The sequence below is a fragment of the Pseudomonas sp. MF6755 genome (assembly GCF_016405635.1).
GTDB lineage: Bacteria > Pseudomonadota > Gammaproteobacteria > Pseudomonadales > Pseudomonadaceae > Aquipseudomonas > Aquipseudomonas haemolytica.
Window position 1 is genome coordinate 284,202 of sequence record NZ_JAEKDA010000007.1, and the last position, 15,393, is coordinate 299,594.

The window sequence follows — 15,393 nt, forward strand, 5'->3', positions numbered from 1 at the left end:
CCGCACTAAGCGGGCCTTCTACTTACAGCGGATTATCAGCCCGCTACCAACACCCGAATCGCTTCCAGTCGCAGCGCCGCCTTATCGAGCATGGCCAAGCCTTGCTCGCGTTGATTGCGCAAAGCAACCAGCTCACTGTCACGTACGGTCGGGTTGACCGCTTGCAACGCGGTCAGGCGTGCCAGCTCTTCGTCGGTGTCTGCGGCCAGGCGACGCTTGGCCTCGGCCACACGCTCGGCGTGGCGTGGGGCGATTTTCTCTTCACCGGCGTTGATGCGCGGTGTGAGTTGATCGCGCTGGGCCTGCACGAACTTGTTGGCGCTGGCCCGTGGCACGCTTTCGAGTTGGTCGTTCAAGGTGACGAACGACACACGGCCCGACAGGTCATTGCCATTGGCATCCAGCAGGCAGCGCAGGGCGGCCGGTGGCAGGTAGCGGCCCAGTTGCAACGAGCGTGGCGCAACCACTTCACTGACGTAGAGCAGTTCAAGCAACACGGTGCCCGGCTTGAGCGCCTTGTTCTTGATCAGCGCCACGGCGGTGTTGCCCATGGAGCCAGACAACACCAGGTCCATGCCGCCCTGCACCATCGGGTGCTCCCAGGTGATGAACTGCATGTCTTCCCGGGAGAGCGCTTGGTTGCGGTCGTAGGTGATGGTCACGCCTTCGTCGTCACCCAGGGGAAAGCTGGCGTCGAGCATTTTTTCGCTCGGCTTGAGGATCAGCGCGTTTTCCGAATGGTCTTCGCTGTCGATGCCGAAGGCGTCGAACAGGGTTTCCATATAGATCGGCAGGGCGAACTGGTCGTCTTGCTCAAGGATGTCTTCGACCAGCGCATCGCCTTCACCGGCGCCGCCGGAGTTGAGTTCCAGCAAGCGGTCACGGCCGGTGTGCAGCTCTTGCTCCAGGCGCTCGCGTTCGGCACGGGCTTCGTCGATCAGGGCTTGCCACTCGCCGTCGTCGGCGGCTTCCAGCAATGGCAGCAGGCGCGGGCCGAACTGATGCTGCAAGGCGTTGCCGGTCGGGCAGGTGTTGAGGAAGGCGTTGAGCGCTTCGTGGTACCACTGGAACAGGCGCTGTTGCGGGCTGGTTTCCAGGTACGGCACATGCAGTTCGATCACGTGTTTCTGGCCGATTCGATCCAGACGCCCGATGCGCTGTTCCAGCAGGTCGGGGTGGGACGGCAGGTCGAACAGCACCAAGTGGTGGGAGAACTGGAAGTTACGGCCTTCACTGCCGATTTCCGAACAGATCAGCACCTGAGCGCCGAACTCTTCATCGGCAAAGTAAGCGGCGGCGCGGTCACGTTCGAGGATGTTCATGCCCTCGTGGAACACCGTGGCCGGGATGCCGGAGCGCACGCGCAGAGCGTCTTCCAGGTCCATGGCGGTTTCGGCGTGGGCGCAGATCACCAGGACCTTGGTGCGCTTGAGCATCTTCAGTTGGTCGATCAGCCACTCGACCCGTGGGTCGAAGCGCCACCAGCGGTTTTCTTCCTCGATGTCCGGTTGCGCCTGGAAGCTGACTTCCGGGTACAGCTCGGCATGTTCGCCCAGAGGCAACTCGAGGTATTCGTCCGGGTTCGGCAGCGGGTAGGCGTGCAGCTTGCGCTCGGGGAAGCCTTGCACGGCGGCGCGGGTGTTGCGGAACAGCACGCGGCCGGTGCCGTGGCGGTCAAGCAGTTCACGCACCAGGCGAGCACTGGCTTCGCTGTCGCCATCGTTGACGGCGGTGAGCAGGGCTTCACCTTCGTCACCGAGGAAACCCTGGATAGTCTTGTGCGCGGCTGGCGACAGGCGGCCCTTGTCCAGTAGTTCCTGCACGGCTTCGGCCACTGGGCGATAGTTTTCGCTCTCGGCGCGGAAGGCCTGCAGGTCATGGAAACGGTTCGGGTCCAGCAGGCGCAGGCGCGCAAAGTGGCTGTCCTGGCCCAGTTGTTCGGGGGTGGCGGTCAGCAACAGCACGCCCGGGATAACCTCGGCAAGCTGCTCGACCAGGCTGTATTCCGCGCTGGCCTTGTCTTCATGCCACACCAGGTGGTGGGCTTCGTCGACCACCAGCAAGTCCCAACCGGCGGCGAAGAGTGCGTCCTGGGCCTTCTCATCGTCGACCAGCCATTCCAGCGCAACCAGTGCAAGCTGGGTGTCTTCGAACGGGTTGGTGGCATCGCTTTCGATGAAGCGTTCTTCGTCGAACAGGGCGACCTGCAGGTTGAAGCGGCGGCGCATTTCCACCAGCCACTGGTGCTGCAGGTTTTCCGGGACCAGGATCAGCACGCGGTTGGCGCGCCCCGAGAGCAGTTGGCGATGGATGACCAGGCCGGCTTCGATGGTCTTGCCCAGGCCCACTTCGTCAGCCAGCAAGACCCGTGGCGCGATACGGTCAGCGACTTCACGGGCGATGTGCAGTTGGTGAGCAATAGGTTGCGCACGTACGCCACCCAGGCCCCACAGCGAGGACTGCAACTGGCGGCTGGTGTGTTCCAGGGTGTGGTAGCGCAGCGAGAACCAGGCCAGCGGGTCGATCTGCCCGGCAAACAGACGGTCGCTGGCCAGGCGGAACTGGATGAAGTTGGACAGCTGGGTTTCCGGCAGGGTGACCTGCTCGTTCTGCCCGTTGAGGCCGTGGTAGACCAGCAGGCCGTCGACGTCGTCGACTTCCTGTACGGTCATTTTCCAGCCTTCGAAATGGGTGATGGTGTCGCCCGGCGAAAACCTCACGCGAGTGAGGGGCGCATTCCGTAGCGCATACTGGCGGGTGTCGCCAGTGGCCGGATAGAGCACGGTCAACAAGCGCCCGTCCTGTGCCAGAACGGTGCCTAACCCCAGCTCTGCTTCGCTGTCACTAATCCAGCGTTGCCCCGGTTGATACTGCTGCGCCATGCTGCCTGACTCCCGCCGTGAAAAAGCCGACTATCTTAACGGAACAAGCCCCTGCGCCCAAGGACTCTGACAAAAACTACTCCGTTTGGCCGGCGGGCAGAGTGCTGAATCGACGGGTGGCGGGCACTTGCGAGTGTCGACTGAGTCACAGCTTGGCGAGCCCGCGCTCAAGTCGCCCTGCAACCCGCCGACAGCCTGTTGATCAGGAGAGTAACTATCATGCTGCCACCCATGCTGCCCGTCAGCGTTGTGCCGGTCACGTCGCAACTCGATCCGGCACGCCAGAAGCCGGATATTCCGCCGGTGGTACCCGTTCAAGCGGGCTCCAACGAGAGCACCATCGACCTGAAAAAGGGCGATGCGGAGCAATCGACCTTTCTGTTGCGCGAAGAACAACTCCGCCAGCAGGAACAGCAGAAACGCCGGCGCGAAGCCGACGACGGCTCGGAGCAGCATTTGCCCATTCCCGGCGACGTGCTTAACGCGGACAACACTGTTCCCGTGGCACCTTTGATCGAAGATGCGCCACGCCAGGGCCTGTGGGTGGATATCGAGGTTTAATCGTTCAGTTCACGCAGGGCCTTTGTCAGTAACTCGATATCGTCATCGGTGTTGAGTGGGCTGACGGAGATTCGCGCAATACTGGCCAGCCCGCGTGCCTGCATATCCAAGGGGGTGTAAGCCACGCCGTTGGCGCCGATATTGATGCGCTTCAATCCCAGGCGCCGCTTGAGTTCAAAGCTGTCCCAACCGGCCAGGTTGAAAGCGATCAAGCCGGAATGAGTGGTGCCCAGGTCATGCAGGGTAATCCCTGATATCTGAAGCAGCGCTTCGCGGATTCGCGCACGGGTCTGCGAGACCCTTTCCCACACGCGCTCGATCCCCAATCGATTGATCTCTTGCAACGCATTGCCTAGGCCGGCCAGCAGGGCGAAGGACACTTCGCTGGTTTCAAAGCGCCGGGCGTCGTTGCGCAAGTCGAAGCCTTCGGCGGTCCAGGGCGCTGAAAGCACGTCGCGTTGGGCGGGGGCCAGGTGCTGGAGAAAATCCGGCCTGACATACAGCAGTGCAGTACCGCGAGGCCCGCGCAGGTGCTTGCGGCCGGCGGATTTAAGCACGTCGCACTGCAACGCTTGCACATCCACCGGCACCTGGCCGACGGCTTGGCCGGCGTCGATAAAATAGGGGATGGCATGCCGCCGGGCGACTGCGCCGATGGCCTGCGCAGGGTTGATCAGGCCGCCGTTGGCCGGCAGCCAAGTGAGGTCGATCAGCTTCACGTTGGCATCGAGCATCGACTCCAGCGCCACTGGGCAGACCGCGCCGGTGGCATCGCAGGGGATGACCTCAACCCGCGCGCCCGCTTGTACGGCCAACGCCATGCTCGCCAAGTTGCCGCCCCATTCGTGGCGGCCTACCAGGATCCGGTCGCCCGTCTTCCAGGGGCCCAGCGCCTGGAAGGCCATGCTCCAGGCCGTGGAACCGCTGCTGGCGAAGGCAATCGAGGAGGCCGGCGCATTGAGCAGTTGCCCGGCGGCGCGGCGGGCTCTTTCCACCAGCACCGCGCCATGTTCGCCGGCTTCCATCGGGCCGTCGCGGGCTTCGCGTTGCAACTGGTCGAAGATGGCGTCGAGGGTTGCCTGGCTGGGCAAGGACGCCCCGGCATGGTTGAAGTGCACAAGGCCTGACTGGCAGCCGGGTGTGGCCTTGCGCAGTTGTTGGATAGCCAGCGGGCTCACGGCCGCAGCTCGAAAATGGCATCAACCTCCACGGCGACGCCAGCCGGCAAACTGCAGACGCCTACAGCGGTGCGTACGTGCCGGCCTTTGTCGCCGAGGGCGTTGACCAACAGGTTTGAGGCACCGTTGGCGACTACGCTCTGGCGCTGGAAGTCCGCTGTGCTGGCGATGAACACGCCCAGGCGCAGGGTGCGCACCACCCGCGAAAGGTCATCACCCAGCGCATCGCTTAATTGCCCCAGCAGCCCCAACGCTGCCAGTTCCGCCGCCTGTGCGCCTTCTTCATCACTGAGGGCGTCACCCAGCCGCCCGACGTAGGCGGGTTTGCCATCGAGCATGGGAATTTGCCCGGAGATGAACAGCTGGTGTTGGCTGATGACATGGTTGATGTAGTTGGCTGCCGGTTGGCTGGGTGTTGGCAGTGTCAGGCCGAGGGCGTATACGCGTTGGCGGATGGAATCGCTCATGGTGAATCCTCTGGGTTCAGGAGGTTTCAGCATGTTGATTGTCGAGGTGGCCGACAAACGGATAGATCTCACCCGATGTATCGAAAAAACTCACGTGTCGGCGCAGGCTTGCTTCAGCCATTGGCTGAAGCACTCGGCCGCTGCGCTGAGTGGGCCTTGGGGCGCGATCAGCCAGTAGCCGATTTCGCTGTGGTAGGGCGGCCAGTCAAATGCCTGTACCAGGCTGCCGTCCTGAAGCCTGCGCGCGATCAGACGGTGGCGGCCCATGGCGATACCCTGGCCAGCCACCGCGGCTTCCACCACGATGTTGTAGTCATGCAGCATTACACGGGGGTGGCGCTCGAGGTCGACCTGATAATGGGCGGACCAATCCGTCCATTCGAAGGGGCGGTGCGAAGTCGCCATCAACAAGGAGCCATGGGGCACCTGGCTGGCCTTGAAGCCCGGGCTGCACACCGGGTATAGGGTTTCGGCCATCAGGCGTGTGGCGTGCACGTTGGGCCAGTCGCCTTTGCCGTAACGGATGGCCAGGTCTACCTCGGCCGTGGCGACATTGGCCAATTGAATCGCGGGCAGCAACTCCACCTGGATATGCGGGTGCTGCTGGAGAAACTCGGCCAGGCGGGGTGCCAGCCATAGCGCGGCGAAGGACGCGAGCACGCCGATGCGCAACACGCTGGCGCTGGTTGCGACCCGTTGGCTGCGGGTGGCAGCCGCGATGGCGTCCAGGGCTGGGCGGATTTGGGCGTAATAGAGTTGCCCGTCTGATGTCAGATCAATCGCACGGGTACGCCGGATAAACAGCGGTTTGCCCAAATGTTGTTCGAGCTTGTGCACTTGGTGGCTCAGCGCACTTTGTGTCACCGACAACTCGTTCGCCGCCTTGATAAAGCTCAAGTGCCGCGCCACGGCTTCGAAAGCGCGCAGGGCCAGCAGCGGTGGAAGATCGTTGTGCAGGGCCACTGGGGGCGCCTCCTCGGTCGGGTGCAAAGCGCCGATTTTGGTCGATGACCTGCATTTTGTCGCCCGCTGATTTGCCGTCGGGCGGGGCAGGCCGCATTATTGCGGCATTCCCGCCACTGCGTAAGCCAAGCCATGAGTGATGACGACAAGCTGATTGACCTGAACGCCGAACGTGCCAAGCGCGTACATGATCTCAACGACAAACGCTTGAATGAACTTCGACAAGCCTTTGAACAAGCCATGCCTTTGGGGAAACCCAAGAAGAAGTCGAAGAAAAAGCCGAAAAAACGTTGAAACAGCCTGCATCCATTGATGCAGGTCAGTTATTACCCTTCTTTACGCCCCGTTGCGGGCGACATTGATCCTAGTCAATTTCCCACTGCGGCTTCTCCATTAACTTAGCCCTATCGCAACAGGGCAAGTGCAGGAGGCCGGTCATGTTTTTCGATAATGTGGTTTTTGCCGGAGTGCTGACTGTAAGCCTCATGGTGCTGTTTTTTGTAGGGTTTGGATTTTTTATCTGGAAAGACGCGAACAAGCGTAAAAAACCTTAGGTCTTTCCGGGTTACATGGGCACGCAAGGCATTTTGGGCGACTTCGGTCGCCCTTTTTTTCGCTTTGCTTTTCTCTAAATGCGAATATAAAAAAAGGTGCGACCCTCGCGGATCGCACCTTTTTTATTGCCGTCTGGCTATCAGTTGCCCAATGCCTTGGACGCCAACCAGAATAACCCGGCCGACAGGCCCACGGTCGCTGGCAGGGTCAATACCCAGGCCATCAGGATGGTCTTGACGGTGCCACCTTGCAGGCCGCTCTTGTTGGCAACCATGGTGCCCGCAACGCCGGAAGACAGCACGTGGGTGGTGGACACTGGCAGGGCGAAGATATTGGCGAAGCCGATCATGGTGGCCGTGGTGATCTGTGCCGACATGCCCTGTGCATAGGTCATGCCCTGCTTGCCGATCTTCTCGCCGATGGTCAGCACCACGCGCTTCCAACCCACCATGGTGCCCAGGCCCAGGGCCAGTGCGACCGCGAGGATCACCCAGAACGGGGCGTACTCGGTAGTGGCAGTCAGGTCTTTGCGCAGCTTGTCGAGGTCGGACTTCTCACGGGAATCCAGGCCTGGCAGCTTGCCGACTTTCTTCGCGGTGTCGTCCAGGCAGAGCAGGTAACGACGTACTTCAATGCGATGGTCGGCGGTCAGCGAATGGTAGTCCGAGACGCCTTTCAAGGTACCCAGCAGCGCGTTGATCGTCGGTTCGGTCTGCTGCGGGTTGCAACGGAACTTGCCCGGCAGGTCATCCTTCACGCTTTTGCCCAGGGCCAGGAACTCGCCCAGGGTCTCGTGGTTGCGCTGGTAGAACTGGTTCAGGTGCAGAGTCGCGTCGCGGGTACGCTCGATCTGGTAGGTGGTGCTGCCCAGGTCAAGGACGAACTGCGCCGGCACGATACCGATCAGTACGAGCATGATCAGGCCGATGCCTTTCTGGCCATCGTTGGAACCGTGCACGAAACTCACCGCCATGGCCGAAATCACCAGGACCAGGCGGTTCCAGAACGGCGGGTGCTTCTTGTCATCGAGCTTGCGGCGCTGGTCCGGGGTCTTGTGCATCTTCGACAGCGGGCGCCACCACTTCAGGCCGATCAGCACCAGGGCTGCGACCAGGAAGCCGGCCATCGGCGAGAACACCAGGGACGCGCCGATATCCACGGCCTTCTGCCAGTTCACACCGTCAGCCAGGGGGATGTCATTGATTAGCGCGTTGGCCAGGCCGACACCGAGGATCGAGCCGATCAGGGTGTGGGAGCTGGAGGCGGGGATACCGAAGTACCAGGTGCCCAGGTTCCAGGTGATCGCCGCAGCCAATAAAGAGAAGACCATCGCCAAGCCATGGCCGGTGTTCACATTGATCAGCAACTCCACCGGCAGCAAGTGCACGATGGCGTAGGCAACACCGACACCGCCGAGCAACACGCCGAGGAAATTGAACACCCCGGAGAAGAACACGGCCAGGTGCGGCGGCATGGCTTTGGTATAGATGACTGTGGCCACCGCGTTAGCGGTGTCATGAAAGCCATTGATGAACTCGAAGGCGAGGACAAAGGCCAGGGCGAGCAACAGGCTCACTAGAACCCAAGCATCCAGTCCGCTGAATAAATCGATCATGAAGGTTTTCTGACCCGGTCGTAAGGGGGCGCGATTATGCCAGAAAACATCAGTAATCGATGCATTAGCTGCTCATCGGTAACAATCTTGATTGAGAAACCACCGGCAAAACGGACGCATCCCAGGGTTTTCGGGGGTTTGGCAAGTCTTTGATTTATAAAGCGCAGGTCGGAAAAGCCAGGCTTTTGTCATGAAAACGTCATGCCTGAAACATTTGTATGAAATTTCGTGGGTGGCTGTAGGTTACTGACCAGCGGGCACGGATACGAGGTGCCCTCTGCCAGTGGTGGACCGGCAGAGACAGCAAGGCCCTGGAGGCTTGAACCGAAGTGCTTATGGCTCTTCGGTCTTGAGTTCCTGTTCTATCTTTTGGATTTCCTGGGCAAAGGCCTGGTCCAGCAAGCTGGCTCGTTTGCGCCATGGTTTGCGTTCCGGCTCAGGTTGCGCGGCGTAGGTGGTGACTTCCCCGCCGTAAACGTCCTTGTAACGTTGCTCCTGGCGCTCAAGTTCCGCGCGCAGTTCATCTTTCGTCACAGTGTTACCTAATTGAGTTGAGTTTATTGATCGCGCAGTGTCATGCCTGAAAGCGTCCTCGGGCGGTTTCCAATTGAACAGTTGAACCGTTCAAGTTGAAAGGCGGGCCTGAGGGCAGTTCTTTTAAGCGGGTACATGTGACCGGCGTTGCATACAACCTGCAACGCCTGGTGAGCTCCAATCCCGACAGTGATATCGGGCTGACCTCTGCACAGATTGCATTATAGCGGTGCATTTGAATAACACTATCATCATGAAGTTAAAAAGCGTCAACATCGTGTGAGGATTTTGTTACATGTCGCTGTCAGTAATTGTGAACACCGTCATCATATTGTCTGCATTCATTCTACATGGCAGGGTTAGAAGGCCACTCTTGTGAGCTTATAAGGCAAATCTGAAACGTTAGCCCCCTGAGGCCGGTGCCTGTCAAATTGCGATAATCGCATGACCGTCCGATAATCGCCCAATGTTGCCGGCGCTGACTTGTGCATCGCGACCGGCACGGCTTGTAATAGCGGCCAACCCTCCCGTGGTCAGAACAAGAGAAAGGACCCTTGAAATGAACGATCAATTGCGCAACTCCTTTGCATCAGTGGCGCCGCCGATCGTGGCTTCACCGGCCAAGCGCATCCAGGCGTTCACCGGTGATCCGGATTTCATGACCTCCCTGGCCCGTGGCCTGGCCGTGGTGCAGGCGTTCCAGGAGCGCAAGCGTCATCTCACCATCGCCCAGATCAGCCACCGCACGGAAATCCCCCGCGCCGCCGTGCGCCGTTGCCTGCATACCTTGATCAAACTTGGCTACGCCACCACGGATGGGCGCACCTACTCGCTGCTGCCTAAAGTGCTGACCCTTGGTCACGCCTATCTGTCGTCCACACCGCTGGCTGTCTCGGCTCAACCTTATCTGGACCGCATGAGCGAGCAACTCCATGAAGCCTGCAATATGGCCACCCTCGAAGGCGACGACATCCTCTATATCGCGCGTTCCGCCACCACCCAGCGCCTGATCTCCGTTGACTTGTCGGTGGGCGGGCGCTTGCCGGCGTATTGCACGTCCATGGGCCGCATCCTGCTCGCCGCCCTTGACGATGCGTCGCTGCAGGACTATCTCGAGCATGCCGACCTGCAAACCAAGACCAGTCGCACGCTGACCACGCCCGAAGCCTTGTTCGAGTGCCTGCAACAAGTGCGTCAGCAGGGTTGGTGCATCGTGGACCAGGAACTGGAGCAGGGCCTGCGTTCCATCGCGGTGCCGGTGTATGACGCCTCCGGCCAGGTGTTGGCCGCGCTTAACGTCAGCACCCATGCCGGGCGGGTCAGCCGCAGTGAGTTGGAGCAGCGTTTTTTGCCGAGCATGCTCAGTGCCAGCCGTGATTTGAGTGCGCAACTGTTTGCCTAAGCTGTTCGGTGACCGCACAGATCCCGGCTCGCTCGATTGACGGTGTTTCCCCTGGCTTATTAATGTGCGGCAGCGCTGTGCGCAGCCGCCCAATAATAATGATGACCCCAGGTCGTCAGCCCGCCATCGGTGTGGAATAAAAATAATGAATCAGCCATCTGTCGGTACCACCCTGGACGTGCAGTCCTTTATCAATACCCAGCCGCTGTCGCGCTATCAGTGGCGCGTGGTGATCCTGTGTTTCCTGATTGTCTTCCTCGACGGCCTCGATACCGCTGCCATGGGCTTTATTGCTCCGGCACTGTCCCAAGACTGGGGCATCGACCGCGCCAGCCTCGGTCCGGTGATGAGTGCCGCGCTGATTGGTATGGTGTTCGGCGCATTGGGCTCTGGTCCGTTGGCCGACCGCTTTGGCCGCAAAGTCGTGTTGGTCGGCGCGGTGCTGGTGTTTGGTGCTTTCAGCCTGGCGTCGGCCTACAGCAGTAATGTCGACCAGTTGCTGGTGCTGCGCTTTCTCACCGGGCTGGGCCTGGGCGCCGGCATGCCGAATGCCACCACCTTGCTCTCCGAATATACCCCTGAGCGCCATAAGTCGTTGCTGGTGACCAGCATGTTCTGCGGTTTCAACCTGGGCATGGCCGGCGGTGGGTTTATTTCGGCCAAGCTGATCCCGGCGTTCGGCTGGCACAGCCTGTTGCTGATTGGCGGCATCCTGCCATTGATCCTGGCGGTGGTGCTGTTGGTGTGGCTGCCGGAGTCGGCGCGTTATCTGGTGGTACGCAATCGCGGCACCGACAAGGTGCGCAAGACCCTTGCACCGATCGAGCCCGGCATCGTGGCCCAGGCCACCGGTTTCAGTGTGCCGGAGCAAAAAACCGTCAAGGCCCGCAACGTCTTCGCGGTGATCTTCTCGGGCACCTACAGCGCCGGCACCTTGTTGTTGTGGCTCACTTACTTCATGGGCCTGGTGATTGTTTACCTGCTGACCAGCTGGCTGCCCACCCTGATGCGCGACAGCGGTGCCAGCATGGAACAGGCCGCGTTTATCGGCGCGCTGTTCCAGTTTGGCGGGGTATTGAGCGCTGTCGGCGTGGGCTGGGCAATGGACCGGTTCAACCCGCACAAAGTGATTGGCACTTTCTATTTGCTGGCCGGGGTGTTTGCGTACGCGGTCGGGCAGAGCCTGGGCAATATCACCTTGTTGGCAACCCTGGTGCTGATCGCCGGGATGTGCGTCAACGGTGCGCAGTCGGCGATGCCGTCCCTGGCCGCACGCTTCTACCCAACCCAAGGGCGTGCCACCGGTGTGTCGTGGATGCTTGGTATTGGCCGCTTCGGCGCGATCCTCGGCGCGTGGATGGGCGCTACCTTGCTGGGCCTGGGCTGGAACTTCGAGCAGGTGCTTACAGCATTGGTGATTCCCGCTGCATTGGCCACGGCAGCGGTGGTGATCAAGGGCATGGTCAGCCATGCCGATGCTACCTGAGGCTGGCAGGGTTCTAATCTGGGAGGGGGCAAGCCACCTCCCGGATTAGAAGATTAGCTAGACAACAATCTGTTCGATAATCGAACGCTGAGTCGATTATCGGATTGTTCGACTCATTTCCCCGGCTTAATCTTCAAGCACTTCGGCGCCACCCCAGCGCTTTTTTCGATCAACCCCGGGAGCCCAACCCCATGGCTGAAATCCTCACCCTGCGTGATGCGGTCAAGCGCTTCGTGAACGACGGCGATACCGTCGCCCTCGAAGGCTTTACCCACCTGATCCCTACGGCCGCAGGTCATGAAATCATTCGTCAGGGCAAGAAAGACCTGACACTGGTGCGTATGACGCCTGACCTGATCTACGACCAGTTGATCGGTGCCGGTTGCGCACGCAAGTTGATTTTCTCTTGGGGCGGCAACCCGGGTGTGGGCTCCCTGCACCGGCTGCGCGACGCGGTCGAGAAGCAATGGCCGCAACCGCTGGAGATCGAAGAACACAGCCACGCCGACCTGGCCAATGCCTACGTTGCTGGTGCATCCGGCCTGCCGTTCGCGGTGCTTCGTGCTTACGCCGGTTCTGACTTGCCCAAGGTCAACCCACTGATCAAGACCGTCACTTGCCCCTTCACCGGCGAGGTGTTGGCGGCGGTGCCGTCGGTGCGCCCGGACATCACCGTGATCCACGCGCAGAAAGCCGACCGCAAGGGCAACGTGTTGCTCTGGGGCATTCTGGGTGTGCAGAAGGAGGCGGCCCTGGCGGCCAAGCGCTGCATCGTCACCGTCGAGGAAATCGTCGATGACCTGAATGCACCGATGAACAGCTGCGTGCTGCCGACCTGGGCCCTGACGGCGGTATGTCACGTACCGGGTGGTGCGCACCCGTCCTACGCCCACGGCTACAACGAGCGGGATAACCGCTTCTACCAGGCGTGGGACCCGATTGCCCGCGACCGTGGGACCTTTAGCGCCTGGATCGACGAGTACATCCATGGCACTGCCGACTTCAGTGAATTCCAGGCCAAGCTGGCCACCACTCAGGAGGCCAAGTAATGGCTTACTCCACCAATGAGATGATGACCGTCGCCGCCGCACGCCGCCTGCAGAACGGCTCAGTCTGCTTCGTCGGCATCGGCCTGCCGTCCAAAGCGGCCAACCTGGCGCGCCTGACTTCGTCGCCCGACGTGGTGCTGATCTACGAGTCCGGCCCGATTGGGGCCAAGCCCAGCGTGTTGCCGCTGTCCATCGGTGACGGCGAGTTGGCGGAGACTGCCGACACTGTAGTGCCCACCGGTGAGATCTTTCGCTACTGGCTGCAGGGCGGGCGCATTGATGTCGGTTTTCTCGGTGCAGCCCAGGTCGACCGTTTCGGCAATATCAACACCACCGTGGTCGGTGATTATCACCAGCCCAAAGTGCGTTTGCCCGGTGCCGGTGGCGCGCCGGAGATCGCAGGTTCCGCCAAGAGCGTGCTGATCATTCTTAAACAGTCGTCCCGTTCATTTGTCGACAAGCTGGACTTCATCACCTCCGTCGGTCACGGCGAAGGCGGCGATTCACGCAAGCGTCTTGGCCTGCCCGGCGCCGGTCCCGTAGGCATTATTACTGACCTGTGCATCATGGAGCCGGAAGAGGGCAGCCATGAGTTCGTGGTCACCGCGCTGCATCCTGGCGTGACCCGTGAGCAAGTGGTCGCCGCCACCGGCTGGGCGATTCGCTTTGCCGATCAGGTCAGTACCACGGCCGAACCCACCGAGACAGAACTGACCGCCCTGCGTGACCTTGAAGCACGCACGGCCGCGGCCCACGGCCAAGCGCCGGGAGAAGCCTGATGCGCGACGTATTTATCTGCGATGCCATTCGCACGCCTATCGGCCGTTTTGGTGGTGGCCTGTCCACGGTACGCGCCGATGACTTGGCGGCGTTGCCGATCAAGGCGCTGATCGAGCGCAACCCCTCGGTGGATTGGAGCGCAGTGGACGAGGTGTTTCTCGGCTGCGCCAACCAGGCAGGCGAAGACAACCGTAACGTGGCGCGCATGGCGCTGTTGCTGGCGGGGCTGCCGGAAAGCATTCCGGGCGTGACCCTCAACCGCCTGTGCGCCTCGGGCATGGATGCAATCGGTACTGCTTTTCGCGCCATTGCCAGTGGCGAAATGGAGCTGGCGATTGCCGGTGGCGTCGAGTCGATGTCCCGTGCTCCGTTCGTGATGGGCAAGGCCGATGCTGCGTTTTCGCGCAACATGAAGTTGGAAGACACCACCATCGGCTGGCGCTTTATCAACCCGCTGATGAAGGCCCAGTACGGCGTGGATGCCATGCCGCAGACCGCCGATAACGTGGCCGACGACTACCAGGTTTCCCGCGCCGACCAGGACGCTTTCGCCCTGCGCAGCCAGCAACGCACCGCCGCCGCGCAAGCCGCGGGTTTCTTCGCGGAGGAAATCGTGCCGGTGCGGGTCGCCCATAAAAAAGGCGAGACCCTGGTGGAGCACGATGAGCACCCACGGGCCACCAGCCTGGAAGCCCTGGCCAAACTCAAGCCGGTCAACGGCCCGGACAAGACCGTCACCGCTGGCAATGCCTCGGGCGTCAATGATGGCGCCGCAGCACTGATCCTCGCGTCCGCCGAGGCCGTCAAGAAACATGGCCTCACCGCCCGCGCCCGCGTGCTGGGCATGGCCAGTGCCGGGGTCGCCCCGCGTGTGATGGGCATTGGCCCGGTACCGGCGGTGCGCAAGCTGGTGGAGCGCCTGGGGTTGGCGGTCACTGCCTTTGACGTGATCGAACTCAACGAAGCTTTCGCCAGCCAAGGTCTGGCGGTGCTGCGCGAGCTGGGCATTGCTGACGATGCACCCCAGGTCAACCCGAACGGCGGCGCCATTGCCCTCGGCCACCCCTTGGGCATGAGCGGTGCGCGGTTGGTCTTGACGGCCCTGCACCAGTTGGAGAAAACCGGCGGCAGCAAAGGCCTGGCGACCATGTGCGTGGGCGTCGGCCAAGGCCTGGCCCTGGCGATTGAACGCGTCTAACAAGAGAGGATTGCTCCATGAGTGACAAGCCCGGTTACCGGCGCCCGCAAGCGGGCACCCAACCTGATTACCTGCACCCGGCCTACCAGTCGACGAACCTGCGCTCGCCGTCCCAGCCACTGGTGTTCCTGCCCCATTCCTTGTCGGAAATCACCGGCCCGACTATCGGCGCCGAGCGCATCAATGAGAAGGACAACGACCTGACTGCCCAGCATGACGGAGAGCCCCAAGGCGAGCGCATCATCATTCATGGCCGTGTGCTCGACGAGAATGGCCTGCCGGTACCGGGCATCCTTGTGGAGATCTGGCAGGCCAACGCCGCCGGTCGCTATAACCACAAGCGCGACCTGCACGACGCACCGCTGGACCCGAACTTCACTGGCACCGGGCGCACCGTCACCGACGCCGATGGCTGGTACCAGTTCCAGACCATCAAGCCCGGCGCCTACCCATGGGGCAACCACCACAACGCATGGCGCCCGGCGCATATCCACTTTTCGCTGTTCGGCCCCAGTGTGCTGACGCGGTTGGTGACGCAAATGTATTTCCCTGGCGACCCGTTGCTCGAATACGACCCGATCTACAACTGTGTGCCGGATACCCGCGCCAAAGAACGCCTGATCGCGCGTTTCGACCTGGAAAAAACCGTTCCTTCCTACGCCCTCGGTTACCGCTGGGACATCGTCCTGCGCGGCCGCGACGCCACGCCGATGGAGAAATGAG

15 protein-coding genes are annotated in these 15,393 nt (G+C 61.4%); 9 read left to right on the forward strand and 6 right to left on the reverse strand.

The genetic code is table 11. The features are described 5' to 3' along the window. Window positions 1–35 precede the first annotated feature (35 nt). Complete coding sequence (rapA, locus tag JFT66_RS11615) at window positions 36–2,882, reverse strand: RNA polymerase-associated protein RapA (protein WP_034118519.1); 2,847 nt, start codon at window positions 2,880–2,882, stop codon at window positions 36–38. A 219-nt stretch (window positions 2,883–3,101) separates the two neighbouring features. Between rapA and JFT66_RS11620 the strand changes: the two genes are divergently transcribed. Further along, window positions 3,102–3,443 carry an aspartate-semialdehyde dehydrogenase gene (locus JFT66_RS11620; protein ID WP_198859289.1) on the forward strand — a complete coding sequence of 114 codons (342 nt, stop codon included), beginning with the start codon at window positions 3,102–3,104 and terminating at the stop codon, window positions 3,441–3,443. Here JFT66_RS11620 and JFT66_RS11625 read toward each other — a convergent pair. The 3 genes from JFT66_RS11625 to JFT66_RS11635 all read right to left on the reverse strand — a co-directional run bounded on the left by JFT66_RS11625 (window position 3,440) and on the right by JFT66_RS11635 (window position 6,051). Beyond that, the gene (locus JFT66_RS11625) at window positions 3,440–4,621 is read right to left on the reverse strand and encodes an aminotransferase class V-fold PLP-dependent enzyme (RefSeq protein ID WP_034118521.1); all 1,182 of its coding nucleotides are present in this window, start codon (window positions 4,619–4,621) and stop codon (window positions 3,440–3,442) included. The two genes, JFT66_RS11620 and JFT66_RS11625, sit on opposite strands and share 4 nt — an antisense overlap. Next, window positions 4,618–5,088 carry a RidA family protein gene (locus tag JFT66_RS11630; RefSeq protein ID WP_198859290.1) on the reverse strand — a complete coding sequence of 157 codons (471 nt, stop codon included), beginning with the start codon at window positions 5,086–5,088 and terminating at the stop codon, window positions 4,618–4,620. Before JFT66_RS11630 ends, JFT66_RS11625 begins: the two co-directional genes overlap by 4 nt. Before the next feature lie 90 nt (window positions 5,089–5,178). After that, complete coding sequence (locus JFT66_RS11635; RefSeq protein ID WP_198859291.1) at window positions 5,179–6,051, reverse strand: LysR substrate-binding domain-containing protein; 873 nt, start codon at window positions 6,049–6,051, stop codon at window positions 5,179–5,181. Window positions 6,052–6,183: 132 nt separating this feature from the next. Between JFT66_RS11635 and JFT66_RS11640 the strand changes: the two genes are divergently transcribed. Beyond that, the gene (locus JFT66_RS11640) at window positions 6,184–6,345 is read left to right on the forward strand and encodes a hypothetical protein (RefSeq protein WP_198859292.1); all 162 of its coding nucleotides are present in this window, start codon (window positions 6,184–6,186) and stop codon (window positions 6,343–6,345) included. A 143-nt stretch (window positions 6,346–6,488) separates the two neighbouring features. Next, a complete protein-coding gene (gene ccoM / locus JFT66_RS30085; RefSeq protein WP_019817835.1) occupies window positions 6,489–6,605 on the forward strand; it encodes a cytochrome c oxidase subunit CcoM in 117 nt (38 codons plus the stop codon). A gap of 140 nt (window positions 6,606–6,745) precedes the next feature. Here the strand turns inward: ccoM and JFT66_RS11645 are convergent, their stop codons facing one another. Both JFT66_RS11645 and JFT66_RS11650 read right to left on the reverse strand, forming a co-directional pair. Beyond that, window positions 6,746–8,221: an inorganic phosphate transporter gene (locus JFT66_RS11645; RefSeq protein ID WP_003189291.1), complete on the reverse strand. Its 1,476-nt coding sequence runs from the start codon at window positions 8,219–8,221 to the stop codon at window positions 6,746–6,748. A gap of 333 nt (window positions 8,222–8,554) precedes the next feature. Then, window positions 8,555–8,755 carry a hypothetical protein gene (locus JFT66_RS11650; protein WP_003189295.1) on the reverse strand — a complete coding sequence of 67 codons (201 nt, stop codon included), beginning with the start codon at window positions 8,753–8,755 and terminating at the stop codon, window positions 8,555–8,557. Window positions 8,756–9,314: 559 nt separating this feature from the next. On the opposite strand from JFT66_RS11650, the gene pcaR reads away from it, so the two are divergent. From pcaR to pcaH, 6 genes are all read left to right on the forward strand, one after another. Further along, window positions 9,315–10,157, forward strand: coding sequence for a pca regulon transcriptional regulator PcaR (pcaR, locus tag JFT66_RS11655; RefSeq protein ID WP_153837651.1), 843 nt, complete (start codon window positions 9,315–9,317; stop codon window positions 10,155–10,157). A gap of 145 nt (window positions 10,158–10,302) precedes the next feature. Next, the gene (locus JFT66_RS11660; protein ID WP_198859293.1) at window positions 10,303–11,643 is read left to right on the forward strand and encodes an MFS transporter; all 1,341 of its coding nucleotides are present in this window, start codon (window positions 10,303–10,305) and stop codon (window positions 11,641–11,643) included. Window positions 11,644–11,834: 191 nt separating this feature from the next. Continuing rightward, complete coding sequence (locus JFT66_RS11665) at window positions 11,835–12,692, forward strand: CoA transferase subunit A (RefSeq protein ID WP_198859294.1); 858 nt, start codon at window positions 11,835–11,837, stop codon at window positions 12,690–12,692. Then, window positions 12,692–13,471, forward strand: coding sequence for a CoA-transferase subunit beta (locus tag JFT66_RS11670; RefSeq protein ID WP_034118527.1), 780 nt, complete (start codon window positions 12,692–12,694; stop codon window positions 13,469–13,471). Before JFT66_RS11665 ends, JFT66_RS11670 begins: the two co-directional genes overlap by 1 nt. Next, entirely contained in the window at window positions 13,468–14,670 is a 1,203-nt protein-coding gene (pcaF, locus tag JFT66_RS11675; RefSeq protein WP_198859308.1) for a 3-oxoadipyl-CoA thiolase, read from the forward strand. Before JFT66_RS11670 ends, pcaF begins: the two co-directional genes overlap by 4 nt. Before the next feature lie 17 nt (window positions 14,671–14,687). Further along, a complete protein-coding gene (gene pcaH / locus JFT66_RS11680; protein ID WP_153870392.1) occupies window positions 14,688–15,392 on the forward strand; it encodes a protocatechuate 3,4-dioxygenase subunit beta in 705 nt (234 codons plus the stop codon). The last annotated feature ends 1 nt before the right edge of the window (window position 15,393 follow it).

What these genes read in the sequence shown, in the direction of transcription:
- rapA (WP_034118519.1), bottom strand. Translation starts at nt 2,882, where the DNA reads ATGGCGCAGCAGTATCAACCGGGGCAACGCTGGATTAGTGACAGCGAA.
- JFT66_RS11620 (WP_198859289.1), top strand. Translation starts at nt 3,102, where the DNA reads ATGCTGCCACCCATGCTGCCCGTCAGCGTTGTGCCGGTCACGTCGCAA.
- JFT66_RS11630 (WP_198859290.1), bottom strand. Translation starts at nt 5,088, where the DNA reads ATGAGCGATTCCATCCGCCAACGCGTATACGCCCTCGGCCTGACACTG.
- JFT66_RS11640 (WP_198859292.1), top strand. Translation starts at nt 6,184, where the DNA reads ATGAGTGATGACGACAAGCTGATTGACCTGAACGCCGAACGTGCCAAG.
- ccoM (WP_019817835.1), top strand. Translation starts at nt 6,489, where the DNA reads ATGTTTTTCGATAATGTGGTTTTTGCCGGAGTGCTGACTGTAAGCCTC.
- JFT66_RS11645 (WP_003189291.1), bottom strand. Translation starts at nt 8,221, where the DNA reads ATGATCGATTTATTCAGCGGACTGGATGCTTGGGTTCTAGTGAGCCTG.
- pcaR (WP_153837651.1), top strand. Translation starts at nt 9,315, where the DNA reads ATGAACGATCAATTGCGCAACTCCTTTGCATCAGTGGCGCCGCCGATC.
- JFT66_RS11660 (WP_198859293.1), top strand. Translation starts at nt 10,303, where the DNA reads ATGAATCAGCCATCTGTCGGTACCACCCTGGACGTGCAGTCCTTTATC.
- JFT66_RS11665 (WP_198859294.1), top strand. Translation starts at nt 11,835, where the DNA reads ATGGCTGAAATCCTCACCCTGCGTGATGCGGTCAAGCGCTTCGTGAAC.
- JFT66_RS11670 (WP_034118527.1), top strand. Translation starts at nt 12,692, where the DNA reads ATGGCTTACTCCACCAATGAGATGATGACCGTCGCCGCCGCACGCCGC.
- pcaH (WP_153870392.1), top strand. Translation starts at nt 14,688, where the DNA reads ATGAGTGACAAGCCCGGTTACCGGCGCCCGCAAGCGGGCACCCAACCT.